Origin of the sequence: Xanthomonas populi (assembly GCF_002940065.1) — a bacterium.
In the GTDB taxonomy this organism is placed as follows: Bacteria; Pseudomonadota; Gammaproteobacteria; order Xanthomonadales; family Xanthomonadaceae; genus Xanthomonas; species Xanthomonas populi.
The window spans coordinates 1-18792 of sequence record NZ_MDEJ01000009.1; the positions used below are offsets into that span (position 1 = coordinate 1).

The window sequence follows — 18792 nt, forward strand, 5'->3', positions numbered from 1 at the left end:
CGCTGATTTTTTGAAGGTATGGTCATCATCCAGTGCGTGTCACCACGGCTACGACTTGGTTGTTCGAGGTGCCCATAAGTCTGCATGGTGCGGGTTTTTGTCGATGCTTCGCCCAACAAAATGCCCGCGTCGTTGCCGAGGCGGGCAGTGGGATCTACAACTGTTTGCGCGGGGTGCTCCCGCACCCCTCTGTAGATACTTCCGTGACGCGTCACATAAACACTACGCGGCGATCGCCACCCTCGTTGAGCGAGTTGACACAAATCTCGAGCTTGGCTGGCCAGATGCGACCAAAGCGGACTGCAAGATCTGGTCGATCAATGGTCTTCCAGAAGAAAAAGAAGACCCGCATGTACTTGAGCATGGCCCACCAATGAGGCTTGAGGATAGGGAACGTGACTGAGCGGTAGAAGCCCAAAACACCATAGCGATAGTTGCGTAAGCGGCGATGACAACGAGCGCGAAATCGGGTGCGCGGATGCATAGTTCCCCCTGTATTTGGTGATGCGTTACGAAATTAGAACTCAAGCTGTGAGCGAGAGTTTTGCCATCGGCGCTCGGAGTAGCTCTCCGCGGCTACGTACTCATGCTGAAAAGAGGCTCCAAGGACTCCGGCAGGAACGACGCGGTCTGGACATAGAAGAAAGACGGCCATTCGTGGGCAAGGCATGCCTCGGATCTCACCTCCGTGGTTCGTACACGTGTGACCAGGCCGGGCTTTGACACTGAGCTTGTTCTTGCCAGGACCGGGCAGGGGGGCGTCGCGCCCACCCATCGCTGAAGCTCCAGGTTGTCGCGACGCCCAAGCTGGGCGGGTGTTATCGAGCGCATTGCGCATGCCAGGCGACGAAGCAACGAGCTGAGGGAGTGGATCGTGCGGCTTGGCAGGCACCTGAGGCTTTTCACCATCGAGGTACTGGCGGACAGCCATCGATACAAGGGCGTTGAGCGAGATGCCGAGGGTCTTGGCTTTAGTCGACGCTTCAGTCTTGAGCGGCTCAACAAGGCGGACGTTGGGAGCCGTCTTGCGGGCACCCGTGAGGATCTCGACCTTCATGCGTGGCTCCGTTCTGACTTTTGGCCCGTGTTACTGCTCGGGCCAACCGGTGGTCGGCCGGCTGCAGCTACGAAGGTCATGCGGCGATCGAGGACAACGGAGCTCTTATTGACCGGCCCAGCCGGTGAAAAGGTCCCAGATGTGTCGACACCCTGTAGACACCTGGTAGACACAGGTGCTTTGACGATCCAGTTCGGAGCCTGGCAATGATATGCCATCGCCGTGGCCACGAGGACTGGAGGCCCGTCACGCCGGCGCGCACGCTCATTGCGGAACTCCTGCGCCTGCAGGACGAGGAAGGACCACCAAGCCAGGTCGACGGATCGCAGCTCACGGCCTTCAGGAGTGACCAGGACGTCGCCAAGGATCTGGAAGCCTGACCAGGCAGGTCCGAGCAGCTTGCGGCCACGCAGGACGCGCATCAGCTTGTAGGCGCTGTACGGGATCTCCGATCGAGCAGACTCCCAGTTGGCGATGGTCCTGACGCTAACGCGCAGCAGCTGGGCGCAGGCCTTGACCGTCAGTGACTGCATCAGCCTGGCAGTGCGGAACTGTTCTGCCTGGTGCTGGAGCTGCAGTGCAGATGGCCGGCCGCGCCCCCTAAAGGGGACACGGCCCATTTCGCATAATATATATTATGTCCGACCCGGTTCTGTGTCTTCATATGCGTGCCGCCTCCAACGCGGCCCTGAGTGCTGCCGGTGGTTGCTGCCACCGGCAAGAATTGCCCTGATAGGCATGAAAAAACGGGTCAGCAGTCGGGTTAGCGCCCGGCCCTGGCCCGCACTCTTGCGCGGCTCCAGCCGCTAAGTGCAGAGCGGCGCATCCATGCGCCATACCCGCAGGGGCGCAGCCCCTGCACCCCACAAGCAGCCACACAGCGACTATCGCCGTGCTGACCGCTAAGCGGAAATGGTCAACCAACACGAGGGCCGCCATCGGCCCGCGCACGCACCCTCGCTCGGTCGCTCCGTTGCATGCTCCGTCCGGAGGCGGCCAAGTCATATCGTTCACGATATGCAGCGGATAACCGGCGTTGCGCCTGTGCCAACCAGGTCTCACAGTCCTCTACAACAGAGGCCATGGCGATCCGCTCAGCGATCGACACGGCACCCTCAGCATTGCGCTCAGCGCGAACGGCATAGGCCGCTGCAACAACCTCCTGCAGTCGAGTGACCGCCTGACGCAGGTAATCGATATCGGCGCTCACATGCCACCGCCGGCATTTCGTGACGCGTCACGATTTAGGTCCACTCCGGATGGCATTGCTTGGCCTTCTTGCCGCTGCCGCAGGGGCACGGCTCGTTCCGCCCTACACGGGGCCTGCCTGCTGGAGTCGAGAGCAAGCGGCTCACAGCAGGAGGTGGCGCAGCCGGAGGCTGCACGGGAGGAGCCTGTTTGACCGGCTTTGCTGGCCTGGGCGACTGCATCCCATTGCTTAGGGCAGCAGGAAGGTAGGTGCGAAGGACAAGAATCGCTGCGGTATTGAGTGGAACACCCAACGACTCGGAATACTGCTGGAGTTGCGCTTTCAGATCGGGCGGAAGCCGAAGATTTAGCCGTTCTCGTGGAGCTTTGGTTGATTCGTTCATGGCACCAGTTTGGCACCACTTTCAGCGCATGGGAAGCAAAACCGAGGTTTCTGAATCCACTGACTCCCCTGTTAGACGAGGGGAGTCTTCCCGAAGCAGCCAAGGCAACCCAAGAATCACACGGAAACCATTGCAGCGCAAGGGTTTCGACGCAGAACAACTCCCGCTTCGCAGAGTCGTACTGCGCCGTCCTGAGTGTCATAACGGCACCATTTTGGCACCACTTTGGCGCAGGCCGAGCAGATGAGAGGATTTGGAACTGTTTCTTTAGGGCATCAAGCTCACGAAGCAGCGGCCCCATCATATGAGCGCGGCGGAACAGAAGAGAAAGCCAGTCCAGGTCTGTTGCCTTAATCTCACGACCCTCAGCGGTCACAAGGGCACCGCGATGATTGATAAAGCAGCTGCGCCACTCGGGGTGGATCAGATCGCCATGCCGATATACACGGAGCAACTTGAAAGCGGCATAGGTCGGCCGCGCCCTACCCGTCTCCCAATGTCCAATAGTTCGAACGCTAACGTTGAGGAAGCGCGCAGCCTGCTCGCGAGTGAATCCGCGGTCTCGCTGTTGGGTTATCGCACTCCCAGCGAGAGCGGCTTTCTGGTGCTGCTGGCGGTTTATCGCGAAGGAATGCCGCTGCAGACGCCGCAACAACGCATGCTGGCGACCACTGGCTGGGTGTATGCGCCTTTCAGCGTCGGACAGATGGTGCAAAGCGCGTTGGGCGAGCGCGATGACGTGGCGCTGGATTTGTCCGACAAGAACGAGCCGACGCACACGTTCTATCGCAGCGGCACGCCATCGAGCGACAGTGCACGTCGTCCGCCGGTCGTGCAATTGCTGCCCATCTATGGGCGCACCTGGATCATCACCGCACACCCCACCGCCAGCTTTCTCGCATCCATCCACCAGACCTCGCCTTGGTTGATCGGCAGCCTGGTGATGGGTGCGTCTGCGCTGTTTGCAGCATTGCTCGGCTTGTATTTCAGCAACGGATTGCGCCGTGAAGAAGTGCTGCGCAAACAGATGGAACTGGCCGCGCTGGTCAGCAATTCCAGCGAAGCGATCGTTGCCGAAACCCCGGATGGACGCATCACGCACTGGAATCCTGCGGCCGAGACGATGTTCGGTTACACCTGCGAAGAGGCGATCGGCCGCACCTTGGCAACGCTGCTATTGCCGCAGCCGTATGCGGCCCCTGAAATCGAACACCCCGACGAACCGCATCCGTTGATAACGTCTGCAGCGCAGACCATGCGCCATCGCGATGGCTACGCGGTCTATGTGCTGGCCAGCAAGGCGCCGATCCTTGAAGGCGACGACACCCTCACCGGGCATTCGCATTTCTTCCGCGACATCTCCGAGCGCGTGCGTTCGCACCAGCGCATCGTCGATCTCAATGCATCGCTCGAACACCAGGTGGCCGAGCGCACCAGCGAGCTGGTCAAGTTCTCCGCACTGCAACGTGCGATTCTGGCGCACGCCGGTTACGCCATCATCGCCACCGATTCCAGCGGCTTTGTCACGCTGTTCAATCCGGCCGCAGAAAAGCTGCTGGGCTACCGGGCCGACGATGTGATCGGCCGGCGCAAGGCTAGCCAGTTCATCGAGCCGGAAGAACTGCAGAAGCGCGCGCATCTGCTCGCCGATCAAACCGGTAGCCCGGTGGCGCATACGTTGGAGGCCGTTGCCGCACTGACCAGCCTCGGCCGCAGCGACACCAGCGAATGGACCTATGTCAGTCACGAAGGCCGCCACCTGCCGGTGTTGCTCACCCTGAGCACCTTGCGCGACGACAACGATCAAGTGATCGGCTACCTGGGCGTGGCAGTAGATCTCACCGAGCAAAAACTGCACGAAAAACAGCTGCGTCTGGCAATGGATGCGGCCAAGAGCGCCAACCAGTCCAAGTCCGATTTCCTGGCCAATATGAGCCACGAAATCCGCACCCCGATGAACGCCATCCTGGGCATGCTGTATCTGCTTCAACGTAGCGAACTGCCCGCTGCAGCGTTGGACATGGTTGCCAAGATCGATCGGTCTGCGCGCTCGCTGCTGGAAATCATCAATGACATCCTGGATTTTTCCAAGATCGAGGCCGGCCGCATCGATCTGGAACGCGCACCGTTCGACCTCAACCAGCTGTTCGACAATATCGCCGACCTGATGCGTTCTTCGCTTAGCGCCAAGCCGGTGGAAATGATCGTCGAACCGTTGCCGCGCGACAGCCGCTGGCTGCTCGGCGATGCATTGCGCATCAATCAGGTGCTGGTCAATCTGGTCGGCAATGCGATCAAGTTCACCGAACAAGGCGAAGTGGTGCTGTCGGTGCGGCGCTTCCCCAGTGGAGACCCGAACAAGCTCAAGCTGTTGTTCTCGGTACGCGACACCGGCATCGGCATTTCAAAGGAAAAGCAGAACCTGATCTTCTCGCCGTTTCTGCAAGCCGACACCTCCACCAGCCGGCGTTACGGCGGCAGCGGCCTGGGCCTGACCATCAGCCGACGCTTGATCGAATTGATGGGCGGCGAGCTGGAAGTGGAGAGCGTGCCGGGGCGCGGCAGCGAATTCTATTTCGTGGTGACACTGGAAAAATCCGCGCCACCGCAGGCGCAGCGCGAGTTGCCGACGCTGCCGTTAGAGTCGATGCCGCGCGTATTGATCGCCGACGACCACGATGCGGCGCTCAACAATCTGGTGCGCATCGCCACCGAACTCGGCTGGCGCGTGGATGCGGTGGCCAGCGGCCAGGCCGCGTTGCAGGCGATCGAACAGGCGAGCGAGCCCTACGACATCTTCTTGCTCGACTGGCGCATGCCAGACATCGACGGCGTGGCGATCGCGCACCAGATCCGTGCGCGTGCAACAGCTGGCCCGCATCCGGTAATCGTGATGGTCACCGCGTACGAGCGCCGTCTACTGGAGCAACATCCCGAACAACAGGATCTGGATGCGGTAATGACCAAGCCGGTGACCAGTGCGGCATTGCATCGGCTGGTGGAGCAACTGATCGACGGGCGCCCTGGCGCACGCCCCGCCACGCCCACCGTTGTCGCGCGCCGGCTGGAAGGCGCGCATCTGCTGCTGGTGGACGACAGCGAGATCAATTGCGAAGTGGCACAACGCATTCTCGAAGGCGAAGGCGCCAGGGTCACCGTCGCCCACGATGGCGAACAGGCGGTCAACACGCTCAAGCGCGCGCCGGATCTTTTCCATCTGGTGCTGATGGATGTGCAAATGCCGGTGGTGGATGGCTATGAAGCGACGCGGCGGCTGCGACAGATCCCTGCGCTGGCCAGCCTGCCGGTGATCGCGCTCACTGCCGGCGCATTCCGCCCGCAGCAGGAAAAAGCGCTGGAAGCCGGCATGAACGGCTTCATCGCCAAGCCCTTCAACGTGGAGGAACTGGTCACCGCCATCCGCCATTTCCTGCAGCCGGCGCTGCACCGTATTCCCGCGCTTGCGCCCCAGACCGAGCAGCACGCCAGCGAGGAGTGGCAACACGCCGATCCGGAAGTGCTGGATGCGGCGCGCGCGCGCAGCCTGTGGCGCGAACGCGAGCCGTACGCGCGCTACCTGCTCAAGCTGCTGCGCGATCATCCAGAACCGGCGCAGACCGCTGCCGAGCATCTGCGCAACAACGAATTGGCGGCCATCGGCGCGCTGGCGCACAAGCTGCGCGGCGCGGCAGGTTCGCTGGCATTGCCGGCGCTGGCCGGTGCGGCCGGAGATCTGGAAAGCCGGATCGATCAAGGCCACGATCTCATCTCGGCGTTGACTGCGCTCAAAGACACCATGCAGCGCACCGCCACCGCGATCCATGCCTTCCTGCAAAGCAGCCAGAGCGACGAAGTCACTGGCGACGATGGTGTCGCGCTGGACAAAGACAGCGTGCAGATCCTGCAGGCCGCCTTCGCCAGCGACGACGCCGACAAGATCGACCACGCGCTGCTGATCTGCGCGCCCCATTTGCCGGGTAACCTGCAGGAAGAACTGCAACGCGCCGTCGAAGATTTCGACTTCCATCGCGCCGCAGCCACCTTGCGCGATTGGCAGGCCACCCACTTCAGCTGACCGCCGCCCGCGCCGGTTCGCAAGGATCCACCATGCCGTCCCGTCCAATGCTCTGCGTCGACGACGAATCCAGCAACCTGGCGACGCTGCGCCAGCTGTTGCGAGACGATTTCCCGCTGGTGTTCGCCAAATCCGGCGGCGAAGCGTTGGACGCGGTGAGACGCCACGCGCCGGCACTGATCCTGCTGGATGTCGAATTACCCGACATGGACGGGTATGCGGTAGCGCGCACGCTCAAGCAGCAGCCCTCCAGCATCACCATCCCGATCCTGTTCGTGATCTCGCGCAGCAGCGAACACGACGAGCGTGTGGGGCTGGAAGCGGGCGCGGCCGATTACGTCAGCAAGCCCTACTCGCCAGCGTTGCTCAAGGCACGCATCGCCACCCAACTGACGCTGACCGAAAACGCGCGCCTGGCGCAGCAATACCGCGATGCGATCCATCTGCTCGGTACCGCCGGCCAAGGCCAGGACGCCGACACCGGCGCGCATATCTGGCGCATGGCCGCGTATACGCGCGTGCTGGCCGAAACAGTGGGTTGGTCAACGCAGCAGGCGCAGCTGCTGCAAGACGCCGCGCCGCTGCACGACGCCGGCAAGATCGCGGTTCCCGGCAGCACCCTGCACAAGCCCGATTCGCTGGACGAACACGAACGCTCGGTGGTGCGGCAGCATCCGCAGGTGGGGCACGATTTGCTGCGCCACGGCCGCGGCCCGATGTTTCGACTGGCCGCAGAAATCGCGCTGCATCATCACGAATGCTGGGACGGCAGCGGCTACCCCAGGGGCTTGGCAGGCGATGCCATTCCCGAAGCGGCGCGCATCGTGGCAGTGGCCGACGTCTTCGACGCGCTATGCGGGCGGCGCGCCTACAAGGCCCCATGGGCGGTGGAAGACGCCATGCGCAAGCTTGAAAGCATGGCCGGCAAACAACTGGAACCGCGCCTGGTGCAGCATTTCCGCCAGGCATTGCCGAAGATCCTGCACATCAAGGACGCCTGGGACAGCCCGGCCGCACAGCATTGATCTGAAAGCTATCGACAACACCTTCCTTTTTGCGATGGGAGAAGGTGGCGCATAGCGCCGGATGAGGGGATGACCAGCCGGGGTACGACCAGCCGGCGCGCTATCACTGCGCGCGCTCTACATCAGCATCAGCGCCCCGGCTACCCATCTCGGCATCAACGCCGACACCCCAACATCCAGACCAGCGTGTCTACATCAACACGCATGCACCGTTCCACCCCACGCGCTTGAACCTCGGCCCACACGAGCGGACAATACTCAGGTTGCGCCAGGCGCGGGCCGATCCGGTCGCCGTCTGCGGCGCCATCGATGCGGCCCCGCAGCGGCCCCGCAACCGAGAGTCCGATGTCCTCCAGCGTGTCCGAGGCCGGCGTCACGCCGCTTCCGCGTTATCCCGATTACCGCATCATCTCGCTGATCCTGGCCTGCGCCATTTTCATGGAGCAGATGGACGCCACGGTGCTGGCGACCGCGCTGCCGACCCTGGCGCGCGACTTCGGCGTCGCCGCGCCGGCCATGAGCATCGCCATGACCAGTTACCTGCTGGCGCTGGCGGTGCTGATTCCGGCCAGTGGCGCCATCGCCGACCGCCTCGGCCTGCGTCGCGTATTTGGCGCATCGATCTGGGTGTTCGTTGGCGGCTCGATCCTGTGTTCGCTGGCCGACAGTCTGCCCATCATGGTCGCCGCGCGCGTGCTGCAAGGCGCCGGCGGCGCGATGATGGCCCCGCTAGGCCGGCTGATCCTGTTGCGTACCGTGGAGCGCCGGCACCTGGTGTCGGCGATGGCCTGGACATTGGTGCCGGCCTTTATCGGCCCGATGCTGGGCCCGCCGCTGGGCGGATTTTTCGTCTCGTGTCTGGATTGGCGCTGGATTTTCTACATCAACGTGCCGATCGGCATCGCCGGCTTTTTGCTGGTGCGACGTTTCATCCCGGATATTCCCAGCGAATCGGCCCCCGCACGCTTCGACCTGCGCGGCTTCGTGCTGTGCGGAACCGCATTGGGCTGCCTGTTGTTCGGCCTGGAAATGGTCAGCCAGGAAAACGGCATCGGCGAGGCGAGCTGGCTGTTGGCGATCGGCGGCGCTGCGGCAGTTGGGTATCTGTGGCATGCGCGCCATCACCCTGCCCCGTTGCTGGATCTGACACTGCTGCGGATCGACTCGTTCCGGCTGTCGGTGATCGGTGGTGCGCTGATGCGCATCACCCAGGGCGCGCATCCGTTCCTGCTGCCGCTGCTGTTCCAGATCGGCTTCGGCATGAGCGCCGCGCACAGCGGGCGCTTGATCCTGGCCACCGCGCTCGGCGCACTGCTGATGCGCAGCCTCACCCCGCAGTTACTGCGCCGCTTCGGCTATCGCAACAGCCTGATCGGCAACGGCGTGCTCGCCAGCCTGGGCTACATGGTGTGCGCCTTTTTCAGGCCCGACTGGCCACCGGCGCTGATGTTCGGCCTGCTGCTGTGCTGCGGCGCCTTCATGTCGTTCCAGTTCGCCGCCTACAACACCATCGCTTACGAAAACGTGCCTGCCTGGCGCATGAGCCGTGCCAGCAGCCTGTACACCACCTTGCAGCAGCTGATGCTGTCGGTGGGCGTGTGCGCTGGCGCGATGATCCTCAAACTGGCGATGCTGGCCGGCGATCACCTGCAACCGCAGCAACGCGATTTCTCGCTGGCCTTCTGCGTAGTCAGCCTGATCTCGCTCAGCGCCACCTGGTGGCATGTGCGCTTCGACAAGCATGCCGGGCAGGAAATGAGCGGGCATCGGGCTTAGGCATTAGGACCGCCCGCCTGCAATCGAAAACCATCAGAAAATCGCGTAATGTCCTCCGATAACCAAGCTTGAAAACCGGCGGCTTAATGCATGAAATTGTATGTCTACATTGATTAATGCGCTTGGAACTACATTGTCCAGCATGGGATAGACCTTAAAAAGTAGCTACCCCCGCAACGTTACGAGATATGCGTTACCACCGAGATCGAAATTGAGCTAGCGGCAATTCCCGACATCGGTGCTGACGGGTCCGACAAAAGCAACCTGAAACAGTCGATCCAGAAACTAAGAGAGCAGAATACGGTAAAGATTACCCGCCCTTTCGGATTCGCAGCCCCCTACGGAGGCTTCGGACAAGGCACTTTTCAGTCAGCACAAGAATAGAGAGTGGCACGCAAAACACTACCTGGCAGATCCACCACGCAAGCGCAAAGCCTCAGGCCTGCCAGCCGGAACGACTGATGCAGACCTGGCTAGAAGTGCGAGTGATGCAGTCGTTCTTACTGCTGAAAGCGCGCAAAAGTCCGGCCCGCTCAAATCCGCAGCGAATGAAGGTAAGCACGTCATTTTTTTAGGTCAAGATTTTGAATCAAGCGGCATGAGTCTAGGGATGTACGTCACTCTCAGACTGAGAGCATCGGGATAAACATTCGCTCTCATGCCCATGAACAGCTAGAACGAGACCTTGCTTGGCATCCAGGAACCTCTGAACAACGCACCCAAGATGCGCGACACTATCCGCTCACGTTGAGGAAGCGTCCATGCAACTGACGTTCGGTGACGCTGAGGGCCTGGGCAAGCGCAAACAGACCCGCCGCCAGATCTTCCTGGCCGAGATGGAGCAGGTCGTACCGTGGCAGCAATTGCTCGGGCTTATCGCGCCATACTATCCGGTGTCAAGACGCACTGATCGGCAGCCGTACGCCCTGTCCACGACGTTGAAGATTCATCTGCTGCAGCAGTGGTATGCGCTCGACCCGGCGATGGAAGAAGCGTTGCACGAGATCCCGACCTTGCGGCGCGGTGCCGTAGCCCTTACTGGTTATCAGCAATCAGGTCAGCACTGGTAATTGGGTGCTGAGCACCCAACATCTCTCGCAACCAGGATGCAGAAAGTCCGTCGCCGTTCGATAACTGACGTTCGCGCTGCCTTTTACGATGTAGCTGCAATACGTTCTTGCAACGCATTGAGCGATTCTTTTCCCGACTCAGCCAGCGCACGCGACGCATAGAGCAAGCGGTCGGTGAGCTCGCCGTCCAAGCCAGATTGGCCAGCCTCACGGGCTGCCTCACGGGCTGCCTCACTGGCATGCAGCATTTCCAACACGCCCTGCAGGCCTAGCAAGCAGTGATCGATATGTGCGCATTTGAGAGCCAGGCCAAGTTGCATCGGCAGATCGGACCAATGGATGCCGTTGGTTGCTTCCGCACCACGTCACTCGGACAGTCGACGGAAGAACACGTCTTCATACTCCGTGGTGCGATTGGGTGCATCGGGGCTTGTGGCACGTGAATCTGATGCAGTGCTGCCCGAATGGGCAGAGTTGTTGCGCGGCATGATGGCTCTCCTTGGATGATGGAGTCCGTCACCCCGCTTCCAAACGAGGTGGCGGACGGTGCGCGGTTGGAAGACCGGTCCAAGGGCCGGCGGGCCTTGCGGTCCCCGCGCACCGCCCGCCATAAAGCTGACGAGCACGCCCCGCCATCAATCAGCAAGCACAAAAAAAGCGCCTGCATCGACAGTGTGGGCGCTTGTGCGCCTTGGATTTCGGGCTTCCACACCCGGCTGTGGGAGTTACCGCAGCAAAGAGATCTTTATTGCGGCAGCCAAGAGTGTCAAGTGCCGCAGTTGTGTACAAAAAAAGCCGCGCTAAGGCGGCATTTTTCGTAGACGCAAATGACAACACGGCGAGCTGCGGGCACCGTGGTGGCGAAACAGTGTCTCGCCACTGCGGATATTGCGGTTACAACCCGTGCGCCGCCAACTGCCCCAACCTCTGCACTGCGACCGACACGGTCGGGTAGTCCAGGGTCTTTTGCTCGGCCACGTCGGTGAGCATGGCCAGGGTGAAGCGCAGGCTGGAATCGTCGCGTGCCAGCCAGTGGGCCACCTTGTCCTCGGCACTGATGCCGGGCATGGTCAGCACCTGGCCGACCAGCGCGCGTTGGTGTGCGGCCAGCTCGTCGCGCAATACGCCACGTGCCACCGCGTGCCAACGGCCGTTGACCTCCAGCGCGTCGATCTGCTCGAACAACCACGGCAGCCGCAGCGCTTCGCCCAGGCGGAAATGCACCTTGGAGACGTCCACCGGCTTGAGCTTGCGGGTGCGTGCGGTTTCGATGATGTCGAACGCCGGCTCCAGATAGCGCAGCTCGGACAATTGCTGCGCCAGCGCCGGGGTCAGGCCCTTGTCCTGCCACTCCTGTACGCTGGACTCGTACTGCGGGCGCTGCGTGTCCGAGAGCACGCCCGAGGCCACACGGATGTCGTTGAACGGGCCGTGGTAACGCTCCACCGCAGCGGTGATGCCGGGCATCGGGCCGGGGCGGAACAGCAGCCAACGCACGAACGAGCGTTGCAGGCGCCAGATCACTTCCAGCGCATCGATCTGCACCGACTCGGGCACCTTGCCGTCCAGCGCATCGATCTGCGTCCACAGCGCGCGCGCGTCCAGCGTTTCGCGGCTGATGGTGTAGGCCTTGGCAACCTCGCCGATGCTGCGGCCGGTGTCTTCCTGCATGCGCATCAGAAAGGTGGCGCCCATGCGGTTGATGGTGGTGTTGGTCACCGCAGTGGCGATGATTTCGCGCTTGAGGCGGTGACGCTCCATCGCATCGGCGTATTTTTTCTGCAGCGGCTGCGGGAAGTAACGCTGCAATTCCTTGGACAGATACGGGTCTTCGGGAATATCCGATTCCAGCAGCTGCTGGAAGGCCACCAGCTTGGAGTACGACAGCAGCACCGACAGCTCCGGACGCGACATGCCCTGCCCGCGCGCCTTGCGTGCGGACAGTTCGGCATCGGAGGGCAGGAACTCGATCTGGCGATCGAGCAGGCCTTGCAGTTCCAGCGTGCGGATGAAGTGCTGCTTGGAACCGAGGCGCTTGACGCTCATCCGCTCCATCAGGCTGATCGCCTGGTTCTGGCGGTAGTTGTCCCACAGCACCAGGTCGGCCACTTCGTCGGTCATCGAGGCCAGCAGCGTGTTGCGTGCCTCGTAGGTGAGCTTCTTGGCCTGCACCATGTCGTTGAGCAGGATCTTGATGTTCACCTCGTGATCGGAGGTGTCCACGCCGGCCGAGTTGTCGATGAAGTCGGTGTTGAGCAGCACGCCGGTTTGCGCAGCTTCGATACGGCCGAGCTGGGTCAGGCCCAGATTGCCGCCCTCGCCCACCACCTTGCAGCGCAACTCGCCGCCATTGACGCGCAGGCCGATGTTGGCGCGATCGCCCACATCGGCGTGCGACTCGCTGGACGACTTGACGTAGGTACCGATGCCGCCATTCCAGAACAGATCCACCGGTGCTTTGAGGATGGCGTTCATCAGCGCGTTCGGCGAGAGTTGCTTGACGTTGGATTCCAGACCTAGTGCCTCGCGCACCGGCGCGCTGATGTCGATGGATTTGAGCGTGCGCGGATAGAGGCCGCCGCCGGTGCTGATCAGCTTGGCGTCGTAGTCGGCCCAGCTGGAACGCGGCAGCTTGAACAGGCGCTCGCGCTCGGCGAACGAGGCGACCGGGTCCGGCGTCGGGTCCAGGAAAATATGCCGGTGATCGAACGCAGCCAGCAGGCGGATATGCCGCGACAACAGCATGCCGTTGCCGAACACGTCGCCGGACATGTCACCGATGCCGACAACGCTGACATCCTGGCTTTGGCAATCGCGCCCCATCGCACGGAAGTGCCGTTTGACCGACTCCCACGCGCCCCGCGCGGTAATGCCCATGCCCTTGTGGTCGTAACCGATCGAGCCGCCGGAAGCGAACGCATCGCCCGTCCAGAAACCGTGATCCAGCGCCAGCCCGTTGGCGATGTCGGAGAACGTGGCGGTGCCCTTGTCGGCGGCAACCACCAGGTAAGGGTCGTCCTGGTCGTGACGCACCACCTGCGGTGGCGGCACGATCTTGCCCCCGACGATGTTGTCGGTGATATCGAGCAGGCTCTGGATAAACAACTTGTAGCAGGCGATGCCTTCGGCCTGCACTGCGTCGCGGTCGCCACCGACCGGCGAACGCTTGACGTAGAAACCGCCCTTGGCACCGACCGGTACGATGACGGTGTTCTTGACCATCTGCGCCTTGACCAGGCCCAGCACCTCGGTGCGGAAATCCTCGCGCCGGTCCGACCAGCGCAGGCCGCCACGCGCCAACGCGCCGAAGCGCAGATGCACGCCTTCCACCCGCGGGCTGTAGACAAAGATCTCGCGGTACGGACGCGGCTTGGGCAGATCCGGCACGATTGCCGAATCCAGCTTGAAGCTGATGCAGTGGCCGTGCTTGCCGCTCTTGTCGGTCTGGTAGTGGTTGGTGCGCAGCGTGGCATCGATCACATCGATGAAGCTGCGCAGGATGCGGTCTTCGTCCAGGCTGGCGACGCGATCCATCAATTTCAGCAGCGTGGCGCGGGTGGCCTCCTGCTGCGCGCTGCGGTCGCTGCCACGTGCCTGCAGCACCGGCTCCAATGCCTTGAGCGTGGCTTCGTCGCCGGCCGCGAACACCGACAGTTCCTCGCGCAGCCGTTCCTGCCCGGCGAAGATCTGCGCCTTGGTTTCGTTGCCGGTGGATGGGTCGAAGCGCGCTTCGAACAATTCCACCAACAAGCGCGCCAACAGCGGGTAACGGGTGAACGTGACCTCGACATAGGCCTGCGAAAACGGCACCGCCGTCTGCAACAGGTACTTGCAGTAACCGCGCAGCAACGCGACCTGGCGCCAATGCAGGCCGGCGGCCAGAATCAGGCGGTTGAAACCGTCGTTCTCGGCATCGCCATTCCAGATCCGCTCGAACGCTTCGCCAAAGCCGGCATCGGCGTGGGCGGCGTTGATCTTGCCGGCGGTGGATTCGACCTCGAAATCCTGGATATACACCGGCGTCTCGCCCACCTGCAGCCGGTACGGCCGCTCGGAGATCACCCGCAGGCCCATGTTCTCCATCATCGGCATCGCATCCGACAGCGGAATGTCGTCGAGCTGGCGGTACAGCTTCAGGCGCAGGCCTTCGCCGGCGTCCAGGCGCATGCCGTCGTCGCGACGGATTTCCTGCAGGCTCAGATGCAGATCGTCAGGGCCATCCAGCGCAGCAAGATGCTCGACATCGGACACCGCCGATTCGATCGAGGACTCTTCGATATAGCCGGCCGGCAATGCACGGCCGAAGTTGGCCGCCATGCGCAAGCCGTTGGCTTCGCCATGCCGCGCCACCAGCGCCTCGCGCAAAGCGTCGCGCCAATTGCGCAGCAGATGCGCCAGCCGCGATTCCAGTTCGGTGGTATTGAATTCCAGCGCCTCGCCACTCTTGGGCCGCACGATCAGATGCAGCTGCGCCAGCGGCGACTCGCCCAGCACCACGCTGGAGTCGATGTACTCGCCATGCAACGCATCTTTCAACAAGGCTTCGATGCGCAGGCGCACATCGGTGTTGAAGCGCTCGCGCGGGATATACACCAGCGCGGAAATAAAGCGGCTGTACTTGTCGCGGCGCAGGAACATGCGGCTACGCACGCGCTCCTGCAGGCCGAGAATGCCGATCGCAGTGCGATACAGCTCTTCTTCGTTGGACTGAAACAGTTCCTCGCGCGGCAGCGTTTCCAGAATGTGCCGCAGCGCCTTGCCGCTATGGCTGCTTGGAGTCAGCCCGGACTTGCTCATCACGTATTCGTGGCGCTGACGCACCAACGGAATTTCCCACGGGCGGCGGTTGTAGGCGCTGGACGTGAACAGGCCCAGGAAGCGCTGCTCGCCGACGATGCGACCCTTAGCATCGAACTCCAGGATGCCGATGTAATCCATGTAGCCGACCCGATGCACGCGCGAGCGCGCATTGGTCTTGGTCAGGATCAGCGCGTCCTTGAGCTTGGAGGTGGTATTCAAGCCGTGCGCCGCCAACATGGTCACCGGGCGCGCTGGCGAGGTGTCGTGGCCGCGCATCAGGCCCAACCCGGTCTCTTCCACCGGCGCCAGCACGTCCTGCCCGCCCTGCTTCTCCACGCGGTATTCGCGATAGCCGAAGAAGGTGAAGTGGTCGGCCGAGGCCCAACGCAGGAATTCCTGCGCCTCGTGGCGGCTGATGTCGTCCATCGGCAGGCGGCGTGTGGCCAGGTCGTCGGCCAGCATCACCATGCGTTCGCGCATCGCAGCCCAGTCGTGCACGATCGCGCGCACTTCGGCCAGCACCTTGCGCACCGCCGCTTCCACCTTGGGCATGTCGTCGGCGGGCTGGCGGTCGATCTCCAGCACCATCAGCGACTCGCTCTTGCCCTCGCCCACCGCGGTGAGCTTGCCGGCCTTGTCGCGCGCGATGCGCAGCACCGGGTGACCGAGCACATGCACGCCGATGCCCAGGTCCGACAGCGTCATGCTCACCGAGTCCACCAGGAACGGCATGTCGTCGTTGACGATCTCCAGCAGCGTGTGCGGCGACTCGTAACCGTGGCTCTTCAAGGTCGGGTTGAACACCCGGACATTGACCGTACCGGCCTTGCGCGTGCGTGCGAATTCCAGCATGTCGGCCGCCAGCGCCGCCCACTGCTCGGGCGGATGGTTGGGAAACTCGTCCTCTTCCATGCGGCGATAAAAGCCGGCTGCGAACAGCTGCACTTCGGCCTGGCAGGCAGCCGGGTAGCGCTTGCGCAATGCGGCAAACACCGGCTCCAGCGCGACCGCCTGCGGTGCGCCGGCAAGCACGGGGACGGCACGTTCGGCGACCGGCTTGGTCTGCGTCGTGGACGATTTCGAAGCGGCTTTCTTGGCTGTCATGAGAGCGCTGGGATGCTCGGTGGGAAACCTGAATTGTACCGATGCGCGATGATCACGCCTTGCTGCATCGCGCAATCCTCATCCCGTAGTCGGCGCGCGCAGGCTGCAGAAGCGTTACCGCTGTGTAGTTCCCGGCAGAGGCGCGATGGGCACTGGCGCGCATGGCCGCTGGACGGCCAGATCCGGCAAAGTCGGGCCAGGCGCTTGTCGCATAAGGGCTTGCTCAGACCAAACTGCGACCGTCAAGTCTTTTTAAAAACTAAACTGGACGGTATAGTCTGCCGCCATGACCTCCCGCTCCCACCGTGCTGCCCGGCGCTCGGACTGCGATCGCCGCATCCATGCGGCTGTGCATGCACTGCTCGCCGAGCGCGCCATGCGGCTGAGCATGGACGCGGTAGCCGAGCGCGCCGGCTGCTCCAAGCAGACGCTCTACAGTTACTACGGTTGTAAAGAAAACCTGATGCGCGATGTCCTTCAGGACCATGTGCCTCGGGCCACGGTGCCCTTTGGCACCGCGTCGGGCGAGCTGCGCGAGGATCTGCTGGCCTTCGCGCTGGCCCACCTTGACCGGCTGAACCGCCACGATGTGGTACAGACCTACCGGTTGGTGGAAGCCGAGTCGCATCGGTTTCCCGATCAGTCGCAGCAGTTCTTCCATGACGGGGTGGTCGGCATGCAGCAGCGCCTGGCGCAGCGCTTCGAGCAGGCGATGGAGGCCGGCCAGCTGCGCAAGGACGATCCACACTGTATGGCCGAGCTGCTGTTGAGCATGATCGTCGGTCTGGATGTCGATCGGCAACGCTTTCAGGTTCCCCACCGCGCCGGCCTTCCCGCCAGGCAGCAGTGGGCGCAATTCGCTGTCGACACCTTTCTGCGCGCCTTCGCCGCGTTCGCTGCCACGCCTTCGCTGTCCCCCCTTTCTTTTCTCGCTTCAAGACCCTAACGGAGTTCTTCCTGATGATTGCACCGCTCCGCACACTCGGCCTGGCCTGTGCCATCACCGTGGCGCTCGCTGCCTGCAGCAAGCCCGAACAACAACAGGCACCGCCGCCGCCGGAAGTGTCGGTGCTGGAAATGCAGCCGCAGACATTGCCGCTGGAACGCGACCTGGTGGGCCGCCTGTCGGCGTACCGCTCGGCCGACGTGCGTGCCCGTGTGGACGGTGTGGTGCTCAAGCGCCTGTACACCGAAGGCACCGACGTCAAGGAAGGCCAGCCGCTGTTCGAGATCGACCCGATGCCGCTGAAGGCCACGTTGCTGCAGGCGCAGGGTCAGTTGGCCGCCGCCCAGGCGACTTACGCCAATGCCCAGATCGCCGCCAGGCGCGCGCGTAGCCTGGCACCGCAGCAATACGTTTCGCGCGCCGACATCGACAACGCCGAAGCCACCGAGCGCTCGTCCGGCGCCAGCGTGCAGCAGGCGCGCGGCATGGTCGAGTCCGCCCGCATCCAGCTTAGCTTCGCCAGCGTCACCTCGCCGATCACCGGCCGCGCCGGCATCCAGCGCGTGACCGAAGGCGCGCTGGTCGGTTCGGGTGAAGCGACCCTGCTGACCACGGTCGACCAGATCGACCCGCTCTACGTGAACTTTGCGATGAGCAGCGAAGAACTGGCCGCGCTGCGTCAGGCGCAGAGCAGCGGCAATGTGCAACTCAGCGGCGATGGCAAATCCACCATCAATGTGGAACTGGGCAACGGCAGGCAGTATCAGCATCCGGGTACGTTGGACGTCTCGGCCGTGACGGTCGACCCGAGTACCGGGGCGGTGTCGCTGCGCGCGACCCTGCCCAATCCGGAGCAGGCACTGTTGCCGGGCGCGTTCGTGACCTTCAAGGCCAGCCTGGGCCAGCGCAACAATGCGTATCTGATTCCGCAGCAGGGCTTGCAGCGCGACGCCCTGGGCGCCTTCGTGCTGGTGCTGGGCAAGGACGGCAAGGTGGCGCGCAAGAACCTCACCGTCGATGGCCAGCAAAAGGGTCAGTGGATCGTGACCGGCGGCGTGGCCCCGGGCGACCAGGTCATCGTCGACGGCGTGCAGAAGGCCAAGGAAGGCCAGCCGGCCAAGGGCGTTGCGTGGAATCCGAACAAGCCGGCGCAAGGCGGCCAGCCGGGCACTCCAGGCACGACTCCAGGCGCGGCTCCGGCCGCAGCTCAGGGCGGCGACGCGCAGGCCGCACCGGCAGCGGACAAGGCAGACGCAGCCGCAGCCGCACCCGCGGCGCAAGCGCAGCCCAAGCCCGATGCGGCGGCGCAGCCGGCCGACTCCCAGTCCAAGCAGCAGTGACGGAACC

At 63.0% G+C, this 18792-nt stretch carries 9 protein-coding genes and 3 pseudogenes; 6 read left to right on the forward strand and 6 right to left on the reverse strand.

The window, feature by feature from the left end:
* Positions 1–211: 211 nt before the first annotated feature.
* The 4 genes and pseudogenes from XpopCFBP1817_RS21515 to XpopCFBP1817_RS23870 form a co-directional block, all read right to left on the reverse strand.
* A complete protein-coding gene (locus tag XpopCFBP1817_RS21515) occupies positions 212–484 on the reverse strand; it encodes a hypothetical protein (RefSeq protein ID WP_158251266.1) in 273 nt (90 codons plus the stop codon).
* 569 nt (positions 485–1053) lie between these two features.
* A complete protein-coding gene (locus tag XpopCFBP1817_RS02595) occupies positions 1054–1677 on the reverse strand; it encodes a VC1465 family Xer recombination activation factor (RefSeq protein ID WP_279627091.1) in 624 nt (207 codons plus the stop codon).
* A 624-nt stretch (positions 1678–2301) separates the two neighbouring features.
* Positions 2302–2649, reverse strand: coding sequence for an SEC-C metal-binding domain-containing protein (locus tag XpopCFBP1817_RS23865; protein WP_128415863.1), 348 nt, complete (start codon positions 2647–2649; stop codon positions 2302–2304).
* Between the two features lie 358 nt (positions 2650–3007).
* Positions 3008–3304 (reverse strand): annotated as a pseudogene (locus XpopCFBP1817_RS23870) (helix-turn-helix domain-containing protein); the annotation flags it as partial.
* Between XpopCFBP1817_RS23870 and XpopCFBP1817_RS02610 the strand changes: the two are divergent.
* The 4 genes and pseudogenes from XpopCFBP1817_RS02610 to XpopCFBP1817_RS02625 all read left to right on the forward strand — a co-directional run.
* A pseudogene (locus XpopCFBP1817_RS02610) lies at positions 3203–6724 on the forward strand (response regulator); the annotation flags it as partial. The pseudogenes XpopCFBP1817_RS23870 and XpopCFBP1817_RS02610 sit on opposite strands and share 102 nt — an antisense overlap.
* Before the next feature lie 32 nt (positions 6725–6756).
* Positions 6757–7749 carry an HD-GYP domain-containing protein gene (locus XpopCFBP1817_RS02615; RefSeq protein WP_128415864.1) on the forward strand — a complete coding sequence of 331 codons (993 nt, stop codon included), beginning with the start codon at positions 6757–6759 and terminating at the stop codon, positions 7747–7749.
* 345 nt (positions 7750–8094) lie between these two features.
* A complete protein-coding gene (locus XpopCFBP1817_RS02620) occupies positions 8095–9525 on the forward strand; it encodes a DHA2 family efflux MFS transporter permease subunit (protein ID WP_128415865.1) in 1431 nt (476 codons plus the stop codon).
* A gap of 761 nt (positions 9526–10286) precedes the next feature.
* Positions 10287–10553 (forward strand): annotated as a pseudogene (locus XpopCFBP1817_RS02625) (transposase); the annotation flags it as partial.
* Between the two features lie 125 nt (positions 10554–10678).
* On the opposite strand, the gene XpopCFBP1817_RS02630 reads toward XpopCFBP1817_RS02625, so the two are convergent.
* Together XpopCFBP1817_RS02630 and XpopCFBP1817_RS02635 are read right to left on the reverse strand one after the other, a co-directional pair.
* Positions 10679–10936: a hypothetical protein gene (locus XpopCFBP1817_RS02630; RefSeq protein ID WP_244171042.1), complete on the reverse strand. Its 258-nt coding sequence runs from the start codon at positions 10934–10936 to the stop codon at positions 10679–10681.
* Between the two features lie 553 nt (positions 10937–11489).
* Positions 11490–16499, reverse strand: coding sequence for an NAD-glutamate dehydrogenase (locus XpopCFBP1817_RS02635; RefSeq protein WP_128415867.1), 5010 nt, complete (start codon positions 16497–16499; stop codon positions 11490–11492).
* Positions 16500–16785: 286 nt separating this feature from the next.
* Here XpopCFBP1817_RS02635 and XpopCFBP1817_RS02640 point away from each other — a divergent pair, with 286 nt between their 5' ends.
* Positions 16786–17445: a TetR/AcrR family transcriptional regulator gene (locus XpopCFBP1817_RS02640; RefSeq protein WP_128415868.1), complete on the forward strand. Its 660-nt coding sequence runs from the start codon at positions 16786–16788 to the stop codon at positions 17443–17445.
* A gap of 14 nt (positions 17446–17459) precedes the next feature.
* Positions 17460–18785 carry an efflux RND transporter periplasmic adaptor subunit gene (locus XpopCFBP1817_RS02645; RefSeq protein WP_128415869.1) on the forward strand — a complete coding sequence of 442 codons (1326 nt, stop codon included), beginning with the start codon at positions 17460–17462 and terminating at the stop codon, positions 18783–18785.
* Positions 18786–18792 lie beyond the last annotated feature (7 nt).

Excerpts from the sequence above, each read along its gene's own strand:
- XpopCFBP1817_RS02640 (WP_128415868.1), top strand. The coding sequence starts at position 16,786 with ATGACCTCCCGCTCCCACCGTGCTGCCCGGCGCTCGGACTGCGATCGC.
- XpopCFBP1817_RS02620 (WP_128415865.1), top strand. The coding sequence starts at position 8,095 with ATGTCCTCCAGCGTGTCCGAGGCCGGCGTCACGCCGCTTCCGCGTTAT.
- XpopCFBP1817_RS02635 (WP_128415867.1), bottom strand. The coding sequence starts at position 16,499 with ATGACAGCCAAGAAAGCCGCTTCGAAATCGTCCACGACGCAGACCAAG.
- XpopCFBP1817_RS02645 (WP_128415869.1), top strand. The coding sequence starts at position 17,460 with ATGATTGCACCGCTCCGCACACTCGGCCTGGCCTGTGCCATCACCGTG.
- XpopCFBP1817_RS02595 (WP_279627091.1), bottom strand. The coding sequence starts at position 1,677 with ATGGGCCGTGTCCCCTTTAGGGGGCGCGGCCGGCCATCTGCACTGCAG.
- XpopCFBP1817_RS21515 (WP_158251266.1), bottom strand. The coding sequence starts at position 484 with ATGCATCCGCGCACCCGATTTCGCGCTCGTTGTCATCGCCGCTTACGC.
- XpopCFBP1817_RS02615 (WP_128415864.1), top strand. The coding sequence starts at position 6,757 with ATGCCGTCCCGTCCAATGCTCTGCGTCGACGACGAATCCAGCAACCTG.
- XpopCFBP1817_RS23865 (WP_128415863.1), bottom strand. The coding sequence starts at position 2,649 with ATGAACGAATCAACCAAAGCTCCACGAGAACGGCTAAATCTTCGGCTT.